At 69.0% G+C, this 16,743-nt stretch carries 15 protein-coding genes and 1 pseudogene; 8 read left to right on the forward strand and 8 right to left on the reverse strand.

The window, feature by feature from the left end:
* Positions 1-506 (forward strand): 8-oxo-dGTP diphosphatase (locus RCJ92_RS10535; protein ID WP_446754522.1); only part of this gene is annotated, 506 nt, incomplete at its 5' end.
* A 124-nt stretch (positions 507-630) separates the two neighbouring features.
* Here RCJ92_RS10535 and RCJ92_RS10540 read toward each other — a convergent pair.
* The 6 genes from RCJ92_RS10540 to RCJ92_RS10565 form a co-directional block, all read right to left on the reverse strand.
* The gene (locus RCJ92_RS10540) at positions 631-897 is read right to left on the reverse strand and encodes a helix-turn-helix domain-containing protein (RefSeq protein ID WP_446754523.1); all 267 of its coding nucleotides are present in this window, start codon (positions 895-897) and stop codon (positions 631-633) included.
* Positions 898-1,395 carry a DUF2975 domain-containing protein gene (locus tag RCJ92_RS10545; protein ID WP_446754524.1) on the reverse strand — a complete coding sequence of 166 codons (498 nt, stop codon included), beginning with the start codon at positions 1,393-1,395 and terminating at the stop codon, positions 898-900.
* Between the two features lie 332 nt (positions 1,396-1,727).
* Complete coding sequence (locus RCJ92_RS10550) at positions 1,728-2,867, reverse strand: bifunctional 2-methylcitrate synthase/citrate synthase (RefSeq protein WP_446754525.1); 1,140 nt, start codon at positions 2,865-2,867, stop codon at positions 1,728-1,730.
* A 44-nt stretch (positions 2,868-2,911) separates the two neighbouring features.
* A complete protein-coding gene (prpB, locus tag RCJ92_RS10555) occupies positions 2,912-3,841 on the reverse strand; it encodes a methylisocitrate lyase (protein ID WP_446754526.1) in 930 nt (309 codons plus the stop codon).
* The gene (locus RCJ92_RS10560; RefSeq protein ID WP_138178448.1) at positions 3,841-5,358 is read right to left on the reverse strand and encodes an MmgE/PrpD family protein; all 1,518 of its coding nucleotides are present in this window, start codon (positions 5,356-5,358) and stop codon (positions 3,841-3,843) included. The genes prpB and RCJ92_RS10560 overlap by 1 nt, the downstream gene beginning before the upstream one ends.
* Positions 5,351-6,028 (reverse strand): GntR family transcriptional regulator, encoded by a 678-nt coding sequence (locus RCJ92_RS10565; RefSeq protein ID WP_138178449.1) that lies wholly within the window; start codon positions 6,026-6,028, stop codon positions 5,351-5,353. The genes RCJ92_RS10560 and RCJ92_RS10565 overlap by 8 nt, the downstream gene beginning before the upstream one ends.
* 323 nt (positions 6,029-6,351) lie before the next feature.
* Here RCJ92_RS10565 and RCJ92_RS10570 point away from each other — a divergent pair, with 323 nt between their 5' ends.
* Positions 6,352-8,259, forward strand: coding sequence for an AMP-binding protein (locus tag RCJ92_RS10570; RefSeq protein WP_446754527.1), 1,908 nt, complete (start codon positions 6,352-6,354; stop codon positions 8,257-8,259).
* A gap of 4 nt (positions 8,260-8,263) precedes the next feature.
* Here RCJ92_RS10570 and RCJ92_RS10575 read toward each other — a convergent pair whose 3' ends face one another.
* Both RCJ92_RS10575 and RCJ92_RS10580 read right to left on the reverse strand, forming a co-directional pair.
* Positions 8,264-8,992, reverse strand: a complete 729-nt coding sequence (locus tag RCJ92_RS10575; RefSeq protein ID WP_446754528.1) for a response regulator — start codon at positions 8,990-8,992, stop codon at positions 8,264-8,266.
* The gene (locus RCJ92_RS10580; RefSeq protein ID WP_446754529.1) at positions 8,989-10,716 is read right to left on the reverse strand and encodes an ATP-binding protein; all 1,728 of its coding nucleotides are present in this window, start codon (positions 10,714-10,716) and stop codon (positions 8,989-8,991) included. The genes RCJ92_RS10575 and RCJ92_RS10580 overlap by 4 nt, the downstream gene beginning before the upstream one ends.
* Before the next feature lie 333 nt (positions 10,717-11,049).
* On the opposite strand from RCJ92_RS10580, the gene RCJ92_RS10585 reads away from it, so the two are divergent.
* The 6 genes and pseudogenes from RCJ92_RS10585 to RCJ92_RS10610 all read left to right on the forward strand — a co-directional run.
* Positions 11,050-12,345, forward strand: a complete 1,296-nt coding sequence (locus RCJ92_RS10585; protein ID WP_171021281.1) for a cation:dicarboxylate symporter family transporter — start codon at positions 11,050-11,052, stop codon at positions 12,343-12,345.
* Between the two features lie 359 nt (positions 12,346-12,704).
* A complete protein-coding gene (locus RCJ92_RS10590) occupies positions 12,705-13,598 on the forward strand; it encodes a ParA family protein (RefSeq protein ID WP_138178453.1) in 894 nt (297 codons plus the stop codon).
* Complete coding sequence (locus RCJ92_RS10595; protein ID WP_343834132.1) at positions 13,598-14,602, forward strand: segregation and condensation protein A; 1,005 nt, start codon at positions 13,598-13,600, stop codon at positions 14,600-14,602. The genes RCJ92_RS10590 and RCJ92_RS10595 overlap by 1 nt, the downstream gene beginning before the upstream one ends.
* Positions 14,595-15,185 carry an SMC-Scp complex subunit ScpB gene (gene scpB, locus RCJ92_RS10600; RefSeq protein WP_343834130.1) on the forward strand — a complete coding sequence of 197 codons (591 nt, stop codon included), beginning with the start codon at positions 14,595-14,597 and terminating at the stop codon, positions 15,183-15,185. The genes RCJ92_RS10595 and scpB overlap by 8 nt, the downstream gene beginning before the upstream one ends.
* Before the next feature lie 95 nt (positions 15,186-15,280).
* Positions 15,281-16,354, forward strand: a complete 1,074-nt coding sequence (locus RCJ92_RS10605) for a pseudouridine synthase (protein WP_138178456.1) — start codon at positions 15,281-15,283, stop codon at positions 16,352-16,354.
* Positions 16,355-16,435: 81 nt separating this feature from the next.
* Positions 16,436-16,743, forward strand: a pseudogene (locus tag RCJ92_RS10610) (prephenate dehydrogenase); the annotation flags it as partial.

The following is a 16,743-nucleotide window of genomic DNA, read 5'->3' on the forward strand; positions in this document are numbered from 1 at the left end:
ACCGGACCCAGCCGCAACCGGTGGTGCTGGTCCTGTTGCTGCGTGAGGGCCCCACCGGCCGCGAAGTGCTGCTGGGACGCAAGCTCACCGGGTTCGGGGCCGGCAACGTCGTCGCCCCGGGCGGGAAGATCGAGCCGGGGGAGAGCCCGGTGCAGGCGGCGGTGCGGGAGCTGGCCGAGGAGACCGGCATGCGCGTGGCGGCGGGCGACCTGGCCCACCGGGCGAACATCGCCTTCCGCTTTCCCGCCAGTCCGCGCTCGGACATGGACTGCAGGGTGTTCGTGGCCACCGTGTTCGGCGGGCAGCCCGCGGCCAGCGGGGAGCTGGACGCCCGCTGGTACCCGGCCCAGGCGTTGCCGGTCCGGGATATGTGGCAGGACGCCGAGCGCTGGCTCCCGCTGCTGCTGGACGGGCAGCGGTTCACCGCCACCGTGCAGATGGCCCCGGACAACCTGGGCGTGGCCAACCTGCGGGTGCAGCAGTGGGACGGCGACGCCCCGGCCTGAACCGCGGCCGGGCCCCGATAGTCAGCGTCCAGAAGTCAGCGTCCGAAAGACCAGCGCGCCGGCGGCCGGTTCGCGTGGCCAGTTCGCGTGGCAGGTTCGCGCTGCGCTCCTGATCGGGTGTGGCCTACCGCGCGGGCGTGTTCCCTGCGCGCGCCGGCGCAGGGGACCGATCTGCGTCGCCCGGATCATCCGGCTCCCACACCAGCAGGTCCCCGGGCTGGCAGTCCAGCTCCCGGCACAACGCCTCCAGCGTGCTAAAGCGCACCGCCTTGGCCCGTTCGTTCTTCAGCACGGCCAGGTTGGCCGGGGTGATGCCGATGCGTTCGGCCAGCTCACCGACCGCCATCTTGCGCCGGGCCAGCATCACGTCGATCTGCACGCGGATCGCCAATCAGATCACCCCGCCCAGCTCGGTGCGCAGCCGTTGGGCCTCCAGATCGGTGCTGGTCGCCTGCGCGAGCAGCTGGCGCAGCACCAGCACGATCAGCGCGATCCCGGCCACCAGCACACCGAGCCCGCCGGTCAGCAGCACCAGTCCCGGGGCAACCGCCTCCCCGGGGGCCATCACCGCAGCCAGCGCGAAGGTGCCCAGTGCGCCCACGCCGATCGTAGCGATGATCACGTCCACGTATTTGAAGGCCGCCGGGTTGAACACGGTACCGCGCCGCACCCGGGTCGCCAGCTTCCACACGCACACGATGCACAGCTCCACGACCAGCCCGACCAGCACCAGGTAGCCCAGGAACGCCGGGCGTAGATAGCCGAATTCACCGCTCGGCCCGCCCTCATCCATGGCGACCACCGGGACGATGAACCCCTGCAGGAACAGGGCCAGGCCCATCGCGCCGACCAGCACTATCCGCAGCGCGGCGATACTCATTCTGCCCATCGCGGGCTCCTTTCACCATCATTCACCGAGGTGCCGAACTCTGTCCGAAGCGGCGGCCCGGGAAGCGCGGTCCTCGCGACCGCCCCGGGCAACCATCCGGTTATCTATTGAGGTTCGGTTACTTCCTATCGAAAAACAATAGATCGCTGGTAGGTTTCGTGCAACCCGGTTCCGCCCGCACCCCGGAGAATCGGCGCAAAAAAGCCCGTGGGGCTGCACCTGGGTATCAGGTGCAACCCCACGGGCTGTGCTCGCGGCTTTCCGGCTTTCCGGTGTTCCGGCTTTCCGGCATTTCGGCCACCGCAGGCCGGAGGGCCAACTTAGGCACGGTGCTAGAGTTCGCGCTGCTCCGGTCCGTTGTAGGCCGACAGTGGGCGGATCAGCGAGTTCGCGGCGCGCTGCTCCATGATGTGGCTGGTCCAGCCCACAATGCGTGAGGCGATGAACAGCGGGGTGAACATCTCGGTGTCGAAGCCCATCAGGTGGTAGGTGGGTCCGGCCGGATAGTCCAGGTTCGGCTTGATGCTCTTGGCCTCGTCCATCGCCGCTTCCAGCCCGTCGTACAGCCCGAGCATCTCCGCCCGGCCGTAGTGCTCGATCATCCGGTCCAGGGCCGCCTTCATGGTCGGCACCCGGCTGTCCCCGTTCTTGTAGACCCGGTGGCCGAAGCCCATGACCTTCTTCTTCTCGGCCAGCGCCTGCTCCATCCAGGCCTTGGCGCGCGCGGCGGCGGCCTCGCGCGACTCGTCCTTGTCGATGCCGATCTCGTCGAAGGTGTGCATGACCGCCTCATTGGCCCCGCCGTGCAGCGGGCCCTTCAGCGCGCCGATCGCCCCGGTGACCGCCGAGTGCAGGTCCGAGAGCGTGGAGGTGATCACCCGGGCGGTGAAGGTCGAGGCGTTGAAGGAGTGCTCGGCGTAGAGCACCATGGAGACCCGGAACGCGTCAACGACCTCGGGGGCCGCCTCCTCGCCGAAGGTCATCCACAAGAAGTTCTGCGAGTAGTCCAGGTCCTCACGCGGCTCGATGGCCTCCAGCCCGCGGCGGCGGCGCTGGTCGTAGGCGACCACGGCGGGGAAGGCGGCGAACAGCTCCTTGGCCTTGCGCAGCTCCGCCTCGGGGGAGGAGTCCTCGGCCAGCGGGTTGTTCGCCCCCAGCACGGAAACCGCGGTGCGCCCCACGTCCATCGGGTGGCAGTCGGTGGGCAGCAGGTCGATCGCCGCCTTCACCCGCGGATCCAGCGAGCGGTTGGCCCGCTCGTAGGCGCAGAACTCGGTCAGCTCACTCTCGCTGGGCAGCTCCCCGCTCCACAGCAGCAGGGCGACCTCCTCGAAGGACTTGGTGGCCGCCAGATCCTGGACCGGGTAGCCGCGGTAGAGCAGCGAGTTGGTGTCCGGGTTGACCTTGGAGATCGCGGTGTAGTCCACCACGACCCCGGCCAGGCCCTTCTTGATTTCCTCGGTAGTGGTCATATTCAAACTCCTGTCGTTTTCGGTGCAGGTGCGCGGCGGCGGTGCTACAGGTCCGCGTTGTTCGATTCGATGTCCAGCCCCGGGACCTGGAAGTTGAAGATCCCGGTGTCGAATCGGTTGTACGCCTCGTAGTCGACCAGCTCGTACAGACGTGACCTGGTTAACATCCTATCCACTTCGCGCTGCTGGGTGCCCTCCTCGGCGATTGCGTTAAGCACCCGCTCGGCCGCACCCATCGCGCTGCGCAGCAAGGTGACCGGGTAGATCACCATGGCCACCCCGGCGTCGGCCAGCTCCTGGCGAGTGAACAGCTCGGACTTGCCGAACTCGGTCATGTTCGCCAGCACCGGCACCTGCACCGCGTTGCACACCGCCTCGAATTCGCCCAGGTCCTTCATCGCCTCGGGGAAGATCGCATCCGCCCCCGCGTCGACCATCGCCTTGGCCCGGTCGATCGCCGCATCCAGGCCCTCCACGGCGCGGATGTCGGTGCGCGCCATGATCAGGAAGTTCTCATCGATGCGCGCGTCGGCGGCCGCGGCGATGCGCTTGAGCATGGTGCCGGTGTCCACCACGTTCTTCCCGTCCAGGTGCCCGCAGCGCTTGGGGTTGAACTGGTCCTCAATGTGGCACCCGGCCAGCCCCGCGTACTCCAGCTCCTGGATGGTGCGGGCCACGTTCATCGGCTCCCCGAACCCGGTGTCCGCATCCACGATCGCCGGCAGGTCGCTCATCCGGGCGATCTGCCCGGCCCGGGTGGCCACCTCGCTCAGGCTGGTCAGCCCGATGTCCGGCAGGCCCAGCTCGTTGGCCAGCACCGCCCCGGAGATGTAGATCCCGTCGAACCCCTTCTCCGCGATCAGCCGCGCCGAGAGCGGGTTGAACGCGCCGGGGAACTGGCGCGCGGCCCCGGCGGTGAGCATTTCACGCAGCGCGATCCGCTTCTGGGCGGGGGTGCGGGTGGAGTACAGCATTAGAACAGGCCCTTCGGTGCGTTGGCGGCGTCGATGACCCCGGGGGCGGCCAGGATGTTCAGCTGGTCCAGCTCCCCGGCGCCCAGTTCGTCCAGGCGCTGCACGGCTGCCAGGAAGCGTTCGATCTCCGCCTCCTGGACCAGCCCCTGGGCCAGGGTGCGGAACTTGTGGATGTACTGTTCGCGGGCGAACGGGCGGGCGCCCAGCGGGTGGGCGTCGGCCACGGCGATCTCATCGGTGATCACGGTGCCGTCGGCCAGGGTGATCTCAACGGACCCGCCGAACGCCTTCTCGGCGATGTCCAGCGAGTGGTAGCGCCGGGTCCACTCCGGGTCCTCCTCGGTGGTGACCTTCTGCCACAGCTCCACCGTGTCCGGACGCGCCGCGCGCTGCGGGGCGTAGGAGTCCACGTGGTGCCAGGCCCCGTCCTGCAGGGCAACGGCGAAGATGTACGGGATCGAGTGGTCCAGGGTTTCGCGCGAGGCGCTCGGGTCGTACTTCTGCGGGTCGTTCGCGCCCGAGCCGATCACGTAGTGGGTGTGGTGGCTGGTCTTGATCAGGATCGATGCCACGTTCTTCGGGTCGGTGGCCTCCGGGTGCTCGCGGTGCAGCTTGCGGGCCAGGTCGATCCACGCCTGGGCCTGGTACTCGGCCGAGTGCTCCTTGGTGTAGGTGTCCAGGATCGCGCGCTTGGCTTCGCCGGGCTGCGGCAGCGGCACCTCATAGGCGGCGTCGGGCCCGTCCAGCAGCCAGGCGATGACCCCGTCCTCGCCCTCGTAGATCGGCACCGGGGAGGTCTGTCCGCGCATGGCGCGGTCCGCGGCCTCCACCGCCATCTTCCCGGCGAACGCCGGGGCGTGCGCCTTCCAGGTGGAAATTTCGCCCTTGCGGGACTGGCGGGTAGCGGTGGTGGTGTGCAGGCCCTGGCCCACGGCCTGGAAGATCGTCTCCACATCCAGGCCCAGCAGGGTGCCGATGCCGGCGGCGGCCGACGGGCCCAGGTGGGCGACGTGGTCGATCTTGTGCTTGTGCAGGCAGATCGCCTTGACCAGGTCCACCTGGATTTCATAGCCGGTGGCGATCGCGCGGATCAGGTCGTGCCCGGAGGCGCCGGTGTGCTGGGCGACGGCCAGGATTGGGGGGATGTTGTCACCCGGGTGCGAGTAGTCAGCGGCCAGGAAGGTGTCGTGGTAGTCCAGTTCACGCACCGCCACCCCGTTGGCCCAGGCGGCCCATTCGGGGGAGACCTTCTGCTCGATGCCGAACACTGTCGCCCCGGCCCCGCCGTTGGAGGGGGCGTGGGTCAGCGCCTGGGCGCGGGCGGCGATGATCGGGCCGCGGTTCAGCGAGGCGACGGCGACCGAGGCGTTGTCGATGATCCGGTTGATGATCATCTCCTTGACCTCGTCGGTGACCTCCACCGGGTCGGCGGCAACCACCGCGATCTTGTGGGCCAGCTGGTCCTCGCGGGCCAGGTTTTCCTCGGAACGGTACACACGCACGGGATGATTAATCATGGTTGCCTTTCAGCTCGGTTGCATGCTTGATGATGTGGTCAAAACTTTGGTGCAGATGCACGGTGGTGGCCGCCGCGGCCAGCTCCGCATTGCGAGCCGCGATCGCCCGGGCGATCGCGGCGTGCTCCGCGGCCGAGGCGCGCAGCCGGGCCGGGTGGTCCTTGGCCAGGCGCCGCACCCGCTGCAGGTGCACCCGCAGGTTGCGCAGCGCCGCGCCCAGGTAGCCGTTGTCCGCGGCCTCATCGCCCAGCTCATCCAGGCGCGCCACCAGCCGGTAGTACTCATCGGCGCCGATCCGCTCACCGTTGGGTGGCGGTCCGGAGGGGTCAAACCCGGCGGCGGCCCGCTCAAACTGGTCGGCCAGTTCGGCAAAGGCCGGGGCCAGCTCGCTGCGGCAGGCCAGGCGCGCGGCCTCGCACTCCAGCACCCGGCGCAGCGTGAACAGGTCATCGAGGTGCTCGACGGAGACCTCGGAAACCACGGTGCCGCGCCCGCGCTGCTGCACGGCCAGCCCGTCGGCGACCAGCCGGGCCAGGGCTTCGCGCACGGGGGTGCGCGAGACGCCCAGCCGGGCGGACTGCTCGACTTCGGCCAGCACGGTGCCCGGACTCATGCGCCATTCAACAATGTCCCGGCGCAGGATCTCGTAGGCTTTTTCGCTGGCTCGCATACCCCCAGTGTATACACGGATCGGGAACAAGCGGCGAAAGTTCCGGTAATCTTCCGTAAATTTCGGATTTTATGTATACACAACCCTTGAATGTGGGTGAGCTGGATCATAGGCTGTAGCCCAAGCGGGGCAGGCGGATGCGGGATCGTCCGCCGGGCCCTGCGCTTCAGCGCGGCGGGGAGGTCATCGCCCGGCCGCGCTGATCCATAACCACTGGAACCACCGGAACCGCCGGGCCCACCGGGCCCATTGAAAGGCAGCCCCCGGCACCGCCCCGCACCGGCGGGAACCGGCACCGGGAACACAACACACAAGGAGCACGCATGGCACAGGCATACCGGCAGGCATACGCCGCAGCGGTCCAGGACCCCGGGGCGTTCTGGCTCCAGCAGGCCGCGGCCATCGACTGGCAGCACGCCCCGCGCACGGCACTGGATGACTCCCGCGCCCCGCTGTACTCCTGGTTCCCGGACGGGATGCTGAACCTGACCGTCTCCGCGCTGGACCGGCATGTGGCGGCCGGGCGCGGGGAGGCCGCGGCACTGATCTACGACTCGGCGATGCTGGGCACCACCCGGACCTACAGCTACGCGCGGCTGCTGGAGGAGGTCGCCGGCTTCGCCGGGGTGCTCTCCGCCCGCGGGATCGGCGTGGGGGACCGGGTGCTGATCTACCTGCCGATGATCCCGCAGGCGGTGATCGCGATGCTGGCCTGCGCCCGGATCGGGGCGATCCACTCGGTGGTCTTTGGCGGGTTCGCGCCGCGCGAGCTGGCCTCGCGGATCCAGGACGCCACCCCGGTCGCGGTGATCACCGCCAGCGGAGGGATCGAACCCAGTCGCAAGGTGGAGTACCTGCCGGCGGTGGCCGAGGCGCTGGACCTGGCCCCGGGCAGCGTGCGCGATGTCATCGTCGCCCAGCGTGAGGGCTTCACCCACCAGCTGGCCGAGTACACCGGGCGCGGGGAAAACTGGCTGGACTGGGACACCCTGGCCGCCGACGCGCCGCCGGCCGAGGCGGTTCCGGTGCCCAGCACCCACCCGCTGTACGTGCTGTACACCTCGGGCACCACCGGGGCGCCGAAGGGCGTGGTGCGGGACACCGGCGGGTACGCGACCGCGCTGGCCTACTCGATGGGTGCGATCTTCGACGTGAAGCCCGGGGACGTGATGTTCACCGCCTCCGACGTGGGCTGGGTGGTGGGGCACTCCTACATCGTCTACGCCCCGCTGCTGGCCGGAGCGACCACGGTGCTCTACGAGGGCAAGCCGGTGGGCACCCCCGACGCGGGGGTGTTTGGCCGGATCATCGCCCAGCACCGGGTCACCACCATGTTCACCGCCCCCACCGCGCTGCGCGCGATCCGCCGGGCGGATCCGGAGGGCGGGCTGCTGACCAGGCACGACCTGTCCAGCCTGCGCGCCCTGTTCGTCGCCGGGGAGCGGCTGGACCCGGACACCTACCATTATGCGCAGCGGCTGCTGGGCATCCCGGTGGTGGATAACTGGTGGCAGACCGAATCGGGCTGGCCGATCGCCGCGAACCCGCTGGGGCTGGCGGCCATGGAACGCAAGCCCGGTTCGCCCTCCACCCCGGTGCCCGGGTTCAACGTGCAGATCCGCGACGGGCTGGGCGCAGCGGTGCAGGCCGGGCAGGAGGGCAACATCCTGATCAAGCTGCCGCTGCCGCCCGGGGCGCTGAGCACCCTGTGGGGCAACGACCAGCGCTTCATCGACACCTACCTGGCCCAGCAGCCCGGCTACTACCTGACCGGGGACTCGGGCTACATCGACCAGGACGGGTACCTGTTCGTGATGGGGCGCACCGATGACGTGATCAACGTGTCCGGGCACCGGTTGTCCACCGGGGCGATGGAGCAGGTGCTGGCCAGCCACCCGGCCGTGGCCGAATGCGCGGTCATCGGGGTCAACGACCCGCTCAAGGGCCAGCGCCCCGTCGGGTACGTGGTGCTCAAGTCCGGGGCGGGGATCGGCGCCGAGCAGCTGCGCGGGGAAGTGGTGGACATGGTGCGCCGGCGGATCGGGCCGGTCGCGGACTTCCGGGAGGTCAAGATCGTCGCGGCGCTGCCCAAGACCCGCTCGGGCAAGATCCTGCGCAAGACCATGCGCCAGATCGCCGACGGGCAGGACTACCAGGTGCCCTCCACGATCGAGGACCCGCAGGTGATCCAGGAGCTGATCCCGCTGCTGCGCCCCCAGGACCCCGCCTGAGCGGCTAGGCCGAACGGTACTCGTATTCGGGCCGGCCGCGGCTGCCGTGGCGCGGCTGCTTGAGCAGCTGGCCGGTGTCGGCCAGGTGCTCCAGGTAGCGCCGGGCGGTGACCCGGGAAATGCCCAGCGCCGCGGCCAGCTCGGTGGCCGAATAGGCCCGGCCCCGCTGCCCGGCGAGGAATCCGCTGATCTGCTCCAGGGTCTGGCGGATCAGCCCCTTGGGCAGCTGCTGGGCGCGCTCGCTGGTGCGCAGCGCGGAGAACGCGTGGTCGATGTTCGCCTGGGTCGTCTCCGCCCCGGAGGAGTGCATGCTGTCCACGAACTGGCGGTGGTTGGCCAGCTTCTCCGCGAACGCCGCGAAGGAAAACGGCTTGATCAGGTACTGGGTGATCCCGCTGGCCACCGCCGAACGCACCACCTCCAGGTCGCGCACCGCGGTGATCGCGATGATCCCCAGAGTCAGCCCCTGCCCGCGGATCCGGCGGGCGACGTCGATCCCGTGCAGATCCGGCAGCGTCATGTCCAGCAGCACCAGGTCGTAGGGTTCTGCCGCGTCCCGGGCCTGGGCCAGCAGCGCCAGGGCCTGCTGCCCATTGCCGGCCACCGCCCCGGTCCAGTACCCGTCCACCCGGGCGATGAAGTCGCGGTGGGCTGCGGCGGTTTCCGGCTCATCGTCCACCACCAGGACCTTCAGGCCCCGTTCGGCCTGCGGTGCGCCAGGCGCGCGATTCATTGCTCGTCCTTTGTGCTCGGTTCGGTGCCCGCGGTGCCCGTGGCGCCGTGGGCGGCGGGCAGCGGCAGGGCGACGGTGAAGATCGCCCCGGCATCATTATCCACCGTGATGCTCCCGCCCAGGCGCAGCACCGCCTGCTGCACCAGCGCCAGCCCCAGCCCGCGCGGCACCTGCCCGCCCTTGGTACTGACCCCGAAGCGCATCAGGTCCTTGAGGAATTCCGGTTCGATGCCCGGCCCGGAGTCCGCGACCGAGATCAGCAGCTCATCGGGCAGCCCGACCACCTCCACCCAGACCGTGGCGGCGTCGCTGCCCACCGAGACATCCAGCGCGTTATCCAGCAGGTTGCCCACGATCGTGATCAGGTCGGTCGCCTTGAAGCAGTCCGGCGGCACGGTGCCGGAGGCGGAGATCTCCAAACGCACCCCGCGCTCGTGCGCCTGCGCGGCCTTGGCCACCAGCAGGCTGGAGAGGTAGGCGTCGTCGATGCTGCCCACCACCAGGTCGGTCAGCGCCTGGGAGCCCTGCCGGTCGGCCAGCGCGAAGTCCAGCGCCCGCTGCTCCCGGCCGTTCTCGATCAGGGTGGCGATCGTGTGCAGCCGGTTGGCGTGTTCGTGGGTCTGGGCGCGCAGCGCGGTGGCGAAGGTCTTCAGCGACTGGATCTCCCCGGTCATCTCCTGCACCTCGGTCAGGTCCCGCAGCGTGACCACCACTCCGGTGAACGGGGTCGTGGCCAGCCAGCGCAGCGGCAGCATCCGGCGCCGGCGCAGCAGTTCCGGCTGGGTGGCCCGGGCCGAAACCTTGGAGACCGCGACCACGCTGCTGGCGGTCACGTGGATCTCATCGCGCGCCGAGCGGGCGCTGGAGAGCAGCTCGCGCAGGCTTTCGGGCACCCCCAGCTGCTCGATCCCAAACCCGTCGGGCGGGGGAGTGGCGGGCAGGCCCAGCAGCCGGGCCGCCTCATCGTTGTACAGCACCACCCGTTGGGTGCGGTCCATCAGCAGCAGCCCCTCGCGCACCGAATGCAGCGCGGAGAAGTAGAACGCGTAGAGCCGGCGCAGCCCGTGCGGGCCAAAGCCCAGGGTGGCGCGCTGGATGTACTTGGAGAACCACCAGGAGCTGGCCGCCCCCAGCGCCAGCACCACCGCGCTGGGCCCCAGCAGCTTGGGCAGCTGGCTGCGGTAGGTGTTCTCCAGGTTCGCCACCGTCACCCCGACCGCCACCCAGCCCAGGGTGCGGCCCTGCTCATCGTTCACCGGGGCGATCGCGCGCACCGAGGGGCCCAGCGTCCCGGTGAACTGTTCGACGTGGGAGTGCGCCTCGGTGGGGATGGTGCCCAGGTAGGTGCCGCCCAGCTGCCGGGGATCGGGGTGCGTCAGGCGCACCCCCTCGGGGGTCATGATCGTGATGAAGTCGATGGTGCTGGTCTCCTCCAGCACGCTGGTGGTGAACGGCTGCAGCCGCGTTGCCGGATCCTTTCCGGCCAGCTCGCTGCGCACGAACGGGTCCCCGGCCAGGGAGAGGGAGACCGTGGTGACCAGGTCACGGCGGTCCTGCAGGATCACCGTGCGCTGGTGGGCGATGCCGAACCAGGCCAGGGCCAGCACCGCGATGAGCACCAGCAGCATCTGCACCGCGAAGATGCGGGCGGCGAACGTCCACGCGTCGCGGTTGAGCCGGCGCAGGTCGCCGGCGGCGCGCGGCAGGCCAGGGACAGCGGGCATGGGCACCTCTTCGTGGGAAAACCGGTCTGTGAACAGATTGCGCCGTCCGACGGGGCGGATGCAAGACGCCGTGCGTACCGCCACCGCCTCAAGGCCCGCACCCGGGACCCGGTTCCCCGGGGCCGCAGGGCGGGCGGAAAACGCCGTGCCGCGGGCGCCGCGCGGACCCTGGCCGCCAGCGCCGCGCGGGTTCACCGGTAAACGTGATGTGAACAATATGAACACAAGGGAGACGGACATCACTGTACCGCGCACCATGGATGTGACGAACTTCCCTCCGCCGGCCACAGTGCCGTGGCGGTGGAGCAAACCCTTGCAGATCCTGGAGTGAACATGGCTGTCATCGACGAAACCCCGCAGGCGCACTCCGCGCCCCCGAAGAAGAAGGACCGCACCCACTGGCTGTACATCATGGTGATCGCCGCCGTGGTGCTGGGTGCCGCCGTCGGGCTCATCGCCCCGGAGCTGGGCAAGGCGCTCAAGCCGCTGGGCACAGGATTCGTGGCGCTGATCAAGATGATCATCGCCCCGGTGATCTTCTGCACCATCGTGCTGGGCATCGGCTCGATCGCCAAGGCCGCGACCGTGGGCAAGGTCGGCGGGCTGGCGATGATCTACTTCCTGGTGATGTCCACGTTCGCGCTGGCGATCGGGCTGGTGGTGGGCAACATCATCCACCCCGGTGAGGGCCTGGAGCTCAAGCCCTACGACCCGAGCACCGCGGCCGGGGAGAACCCGACCGTCGCCTTCCTGCTGGGCATGATCCCCGGGGACATCCCGGTGCTGCCCACCCTGGTGCTGGCCATCTTCGTGGGCTTCGCCCTGCAGTCCATGGGCAAGAGCGGTGAGCCGGTGCTCACCGCGATCAAGAACATCCAGCTGGTGGTCTTCCGCATCATGATGATGATCATGTGGGCGGCCCCGATCGGCGCTTTTGGTGCGATCGCCGCGGTGGTCGGTGCCACCGGGTGGGCCGCGATCGGTTCGATGGCCATCCTGATGGGCGCGTTCTACCTGACCTGCGCGCTGTTCATCGTGGTGATCCTGGGCAGCATGCTACGCCTGGTGACCGGGCTGAACATCTTCGCGCTGCTGAAGTACCTGGCCCGCGAGTACCTGCTGATCTTCTCCACCTCCTCCTCCGAATCGGCCCTGCCGCGGCTGATCGCCAAGATGGAGCATGCCGGGGTGTCCAAGCCGGTGGTGGGCATCACCGTGCCGACCGGGTACTCCTTCAACCTGGACGGGACCGCCATCTACCTGACCATGTCGGCGCTGTTCATCTCCACCGCGATGGATATGCCGATGAGCCTGGGCCAGCAGATCGGCCTGCTGGTGTTCATGATCATCGCCTCCAAGGGCGCCGCCGGGGTCACCGGTGCAGGGCTGGCCACGCTGGCCGCCGGGCTGCAGGCGCACAAGCCCGAACTGCTGGGCGGCATGGGCGTGATCGTGGGCATCGACAAGTTCATGTCCGAGGCCCGCGCGCTGACCAACTTCACCGGCAACGCCGTGGCCACCTTGCTGATCGGCAAGTGGACAGGCGAGCTGGACGCGCAGCAGGCCCGCGCAGTGCTCTCGGGCCAGCGTCCGTTCGATGAGCTGAGCCTGAACCCCGACGCCCACTAGGGGCCGCGCTGGATGAAGCCTCCGGCGCCATGGGGACCGGCGCCACGCCGGTGATCGGCGTCACCCGGACAACGCCCCGCCACCCGGCGGGGCGTTGTTCCGTTTAACCGGTCCGGCCACCTGGGCCGGGGCGCGCGCAGGGACCGGGGAGGCCGGGCGCGGGTTTGCGGCCGGACTCCCGCCGCGGCGCCGGGCAGCGCCGCTCTTTGGGATCTTCAGCGTATATACAGCATTTGAGTTAAGGTTCAAGGTCAAGGCTCGCCGTGCAAGAGGGGAAATTCCCCTAAATGCACCACGTCGGGCGATAACCTGTAGACAAGCAAATGACCGATCCGAATGGGAAGTGTGGTTCGCCAATCGTGAGCGAGGAACAGGGCAAGATCCGCGGGGCAGGAATGCTCAAGGAACCAAAGCCGGTGGGACCCACCGGCAAGCCGCTGACCGATTTTCCCGAACCCGAGCCGCTGCCGTCGCACGGTCCGGCCCGGGTCATCGCGATGGTCAACCAGAAGGGCGGGGTGGGCAAGACCACCTCGACCATTAACCTGGCCGCGGCGCTGGCCGAATACGGCCGCAAGGTGCTGCTGGTGGACTTCGACCCCCAGGGTGCGTTGTCGGCCGGCTTCGGGATGAACCCGCACGAGCTGGACGTGACCGTCTACAACGTGCTGATGGAGCGCAACACCGGGATCCGCGACGCGATCCGCACCACCGAGGTGGCGAACATCGACCTGCTGCCGGCGAACATCGACCTTTCCGCCGCCGAGGTGCAGCTGGTCAACGAGGTCGCCCGCGAGCAGGCCCTGGAACGGGCGCTGCGCGAGGTGATCGACGACTACGACGTGGTGCTCATCGACTGCCAGCCCTCCCTGGGGCTGCTGACTATCAACGCGCTGACGGCCGCGCACGGGGTAATCATCCCGCTGACCGCCGAGTTCTTCGCACTGCGTGCGGTGGCGCTGCTGATGGAGACCATCGACAAGGTCAAGGACCGGCTGAACCAGATGCTGGAGGTCGACGGGGTGCTGGCCACCATGTACGACGCCCGCACGCTGCACAGCCGCGAGGTCATCGGCCGGCTGGACGAGGCATTCGGGGAAAAGCTGTTTGAAACCGTGATCAAGCGCACCATCAAGTTCGCCGACGCGAACGTGGCCGCCGAACCGATCACCTCCTACGCCTCGAACCACCCCGGCGCCGAGTCCTACCGCAACCTGGCCAAGGAACTGATCTACCGCGGCGGCGCCCCGTAATGACCGCCACGCTCACGCATGCGCCAGCCGGCGACGAGCGGAGTCAGGAGCCCGCCGCCGGCGGCAGCGGGTTCCACCTGGAGCTGGCCAACTTCAACGGGCCGTTCGACGTGCTGCTGCACCTGATCACCAAGCGCGAGCTGGACATCACCGAGGTGGCGCTCGCCGAGGTCACCGACGAATTCATCGCCTACCTGCGCGCCCTGCAGGCCCAGCCCGGCGACGGGCTGAAGATGCTGGATGAGACCACCGAATTTCTGGTGGTCGCCTCCACGCTGCTGGACCTGAAGGCCGCCCGGCTGCTGCCGCGCGGGGAAATGGCCGACGACGAGGACTTCGAACTGCTTGAGGCCCGGGACCTGCTCTTCGCCCGGCTGCTGCAGTACAAGGCGTTCAAGGAGGCGGCCGCGGTGCTGGGCGACCACTACGACGCCGAATCCGCGCACATTCCGCGCGAGGTGCCCCTGGAGCCGCACTTCGCGGCGCTGCTGCCCGAGCTGATCTTCAACATCACCCCGCAGCAGTTCGCCCAGATCGCCCGCCAGGGCCTGGCCCCGAAACCCGAGCCGGAGACCGAAGTGGGGATCTCCCACCTGCACGGGGCGAATGTCACGATCGGTCAGGAAGCCGAGACCATGCACCGGATGCTCACCGAGCGCGGCAGCCTGGACTTCACCCAGCTGGTGGCCGACGCCGAAAGCCAGCTGGTGGTCGTGGTGCGCTTTCTGGCGCTGCTGGAAATGTTCCGGCAGAAGGCGATCAGCTTCCGGCAGCCGGCCCCGCTGGCGCCCCTGGTGGTGCAGCTGACCCAGGACGGTGAGCTGGACGCCGCGGCCATGGAGGATGACTACACCGGCACCGCAGCCGGGGACAATACCGACCCCCGGGACAACGCCAAACCCGGAGACACCAAGCCGACCCAGGGCGCGATGCCCGATGACGCCACGTCCGCCGGTGGTGCCGGGCGCGCGCCGCAGGAGTCGCTGGAGCCGGTCCATGGATGAGTCGGCTGCGATCGACCAGCTGCCCGGCGGGCTGCCCGCGGGCCTGGAGGCGGTGCTGATGGTCGCCGATCAGCCCGTGTCAGAACAGCGTTTGGCGCAGATCTTCGAGGTTTCGGAGATCCGTATCACTCAGGCCCTTCGGGCGCTGGCAAGCGAGTATGATAGTAGGGATCGTCCGCGCGGATTCGAACTTCGACGCGTCGCCTCCGGGTGGCGCATCTATTCGCGTCGCGATTATGCCGATTTCGTCTCCAGCTATGTTCTCGATGGGCAAACAGCGCGCCTGAGCCAGGCGGCCCTGGAAACCCTGGCTGTCATCGCCTACCGACAGCCGGTCTCACGTGGACGGATATCGGCGATTCGAGGGGTCAACGTCGACTCGGTGGTGCGCACACTGCTGAACCGGGGGTTGATCGCGCACTATCCGGAAGTGGGCGACGGCGGAGCAGCGCTCTACCAGACCACGGAGTACTTCCTGGAGCGGCTGGGCCTGTCCAGCCTGGATGAGCTGCCGCCCCTGTCCCCGCACCTGCCCGGTGTCGCGGACCTCGAATCGCTGGATTCGGCAACCTTCGACGACTAGGTCAACGCCCCGGTGCCGTTGCCCCTGGTCGCGATGCGCCGCCACCTGGGCGGGGCAGCAGCACGTGCAACGCAAGAGCAAAGGGAAGATTCGACATGAACAAGGGTTCATCCACCCCCCGCAACCCGCGTGGGGGCCGGAACCGGTCCCAGTCCGGCGGCAAACCGACCGGCGGCAACCAGTTTGGCGCCCGCTCCGGGGGCAAGTTCTCCGGCAAGCCCGGCGCCTCCGGCAAGCCCGGCGGCAAGCCGGCAGCCCGTCAGGGGGCCGGACGCAGCAAGAACGAGTCGGCCGCCCCGCGCAAGAACGCCGAACGCGCCTACGGCAAGGACCCGTACAACCGCACCATCAAGGGCGACTACGCCCGTCCCACCCAGCGTGCCCGGGCCGCCGCCCGCGCCGAGGCGCAGAACCGCCGCGCCGCCCAGGGTGAATCCACCGAGGGCGTGCGCCTGCAGAAGGTGATGGCCAACGCCGGGGTCGCCTCCCGCCGCGCCTGCGAGGAAATGATCACCGAGGGCCGCGTTGAGGTCAACGGGGAACTGGTGGTCGAACTCGGTGCCCGGGTGAACCCGGAACGCGACGTGATCCACGTCGACGGGATGCGCGTGCAGGTGAACACCGCCCACAAGTACTACGTCTTCAACAAGCCCAAGCACGTGGTCTCCACCATGGAGGACCCGGAGGGCCGCCGCACCATCAGCGACTACTTCAAGAACGAGCACACCAACCAGCGGCTCTACCATGTGGGCCGGCTGGACTACAAGACCGAGGGCCTGCTGATCCTGACCAACGACGGGGAGCTGGCCAACCGGCTGCAGCACCCGAAGTACGAGGTCCCCAAGACCTACCTGGTGCAGGTCGACGGCCCGCTGGCCAAGGGCGTGAGCAACAAGCTGCGCGAGGGCGTGAAGCTGGAGGACGGCTGGGCCTCGGTGGACGAGTTCCGCATCATCGACATGACCCCCACCCGGGTCATGGTCGAGGTCACCCTGCACTCCGGGCGCAACCGGATCGTGCGCCGGATGTTCGACGCGGTCGGCCACCCGGTGCAGCGCCTGGTGCGCGTGTCCATCGGCCCGATCCAGCTCGGGGACCAGAAGCAGGGCACCATCCGGCCGCTGGGCAAGCAGGAAGTTGGCCACCTGATGGCCATGGTCGGGCTCTAGGACGATTCGAGGCGTCCCACCGGCAGGCAGCGCCCGCCCGGCGGGACGCGCAGGCAGGATTGGACAAGCGGAACTAGGAACATGAACACTTCGCATCTCGCCGGCCCGGTGCTGGTGATCGGAACCGGGCTGCTGGGCACCAGCGTCGGGTTGGGGCTGCGCGCCAAGGGCGTGGGCGTCTACCTGCGCGACATTTCCCCCTCGGCCGCCGGGGTCGCCCAGGACATCGGCGCGGGCACCATCCTGCAGGCCGGGCAGCGCATCGCCCCGGAACTGGTGGTCATCGGCGCGCCGCCGGATGTCACCGCGGACCTGGTGGCCCAGGCGCTGCTGGAGTTCCCGACGGCGGTCGTGGTGGACATCGCCAGCGTGAAGGGTTCGATCCTGCG

The sequence above is a fragment of the Glutamicibacter sp. BSL13 genome, from assembly GCF_052928425.1.

What these genes read in the sequence shown, in the direction of transcription:
- RCJ92_RS10545 (WP_446754524.1), bottom strand. Translation starts at nt 1,395, where the DNA reads ATGGGCAGAATGAGTATCGCCGCGCTGCGGATAGTGCTGGTCGGCGCG.
- RCJ92_RS10550 (WP_446754525.1), bottom strand. Translation starts at nt 2,867, where the DNA reads ATGACCACTACCGAGGAAATCAAGAAGGGCCTGGCCGGGGTCGTGGTG.
- prpB (WP_446754526.1), bottom strand. Translation starts at nt 3,841, where the DNA reads ATGCTGTACTCCACCCGCACCCCCGCCCAGAAGCGGATCGCGCTGCGT.
- RCJ92_RS10560 (WP_138178448.1), bottom strand. Translation starts at nt 5,358, where the DNA reads ATGATTAATCATCCCGTGCGTGTGTACCGTTCCGAGGAAAACCTGGCC.
- RCJ92_RS10595 (WP_343834132.1), top strand. Translation starts at nt 13,598, where the DNA reads ATGACCGCCACGCTCACGCATGCGCCAGCCGGCGACGAGCGGAGTCAG.
- RCJ92_RS10585 (WP_171021281.1), top strand. Translation starts at nt 11,050, where the DNA reads ATGGCTGTCATCGACGAAACCCCGCAGGCGCACTCCGCGCCCCCGAAG.
- RCJ92_RS10580 (WP_446754529.1), bottom strand. Translation starts at nt 10,716, where the DNA reads ATGCCCGCTGTCCCTGGCCTGCCGCGCGCCGCCGGCGACCTGCGCCGG.
- RCJ92_RS10565 (WP_138178449.1), bottom strand. Translation starts at nt 6,028, where the DNA reads ATGCGAGCCAGCGAAAAAGCCTACGAGATCCTGCGCCGGGACATTGTT.
- RCJ92_RS10605 (WP_138178456.1), top strand. Translation starts at nt 15,281, where the DNA reads ATGAACAAGGGTTCATCCACCCCCCGCAACCCGCGTGGGGGCCGGAAC.
- scpB (WP_343834130.1), top strand. Translation starts at nt 14,595, where the DNA reads ATGGATGAGTCGGCTGCGATCGACCAGCTGCCCGGCGGGCTGCCCGCG.
- RCJ92_RS10575 (WP_446754528.1), bottom strand. Translation starts at nt 8,992, where the DNA reads ATGAATCGCGCGCCTGGCGCACCGCAGGCCGAACGGGGCCTGAAGGTC.
- RCJ92_RS10570 (WP_446754527.1), top strand. Translation starts at nt 6,352, where the DNA reads ATGGCACAGGCATACCGGCAGGCATACGCCGCAGCGGTCCAGGACCCC.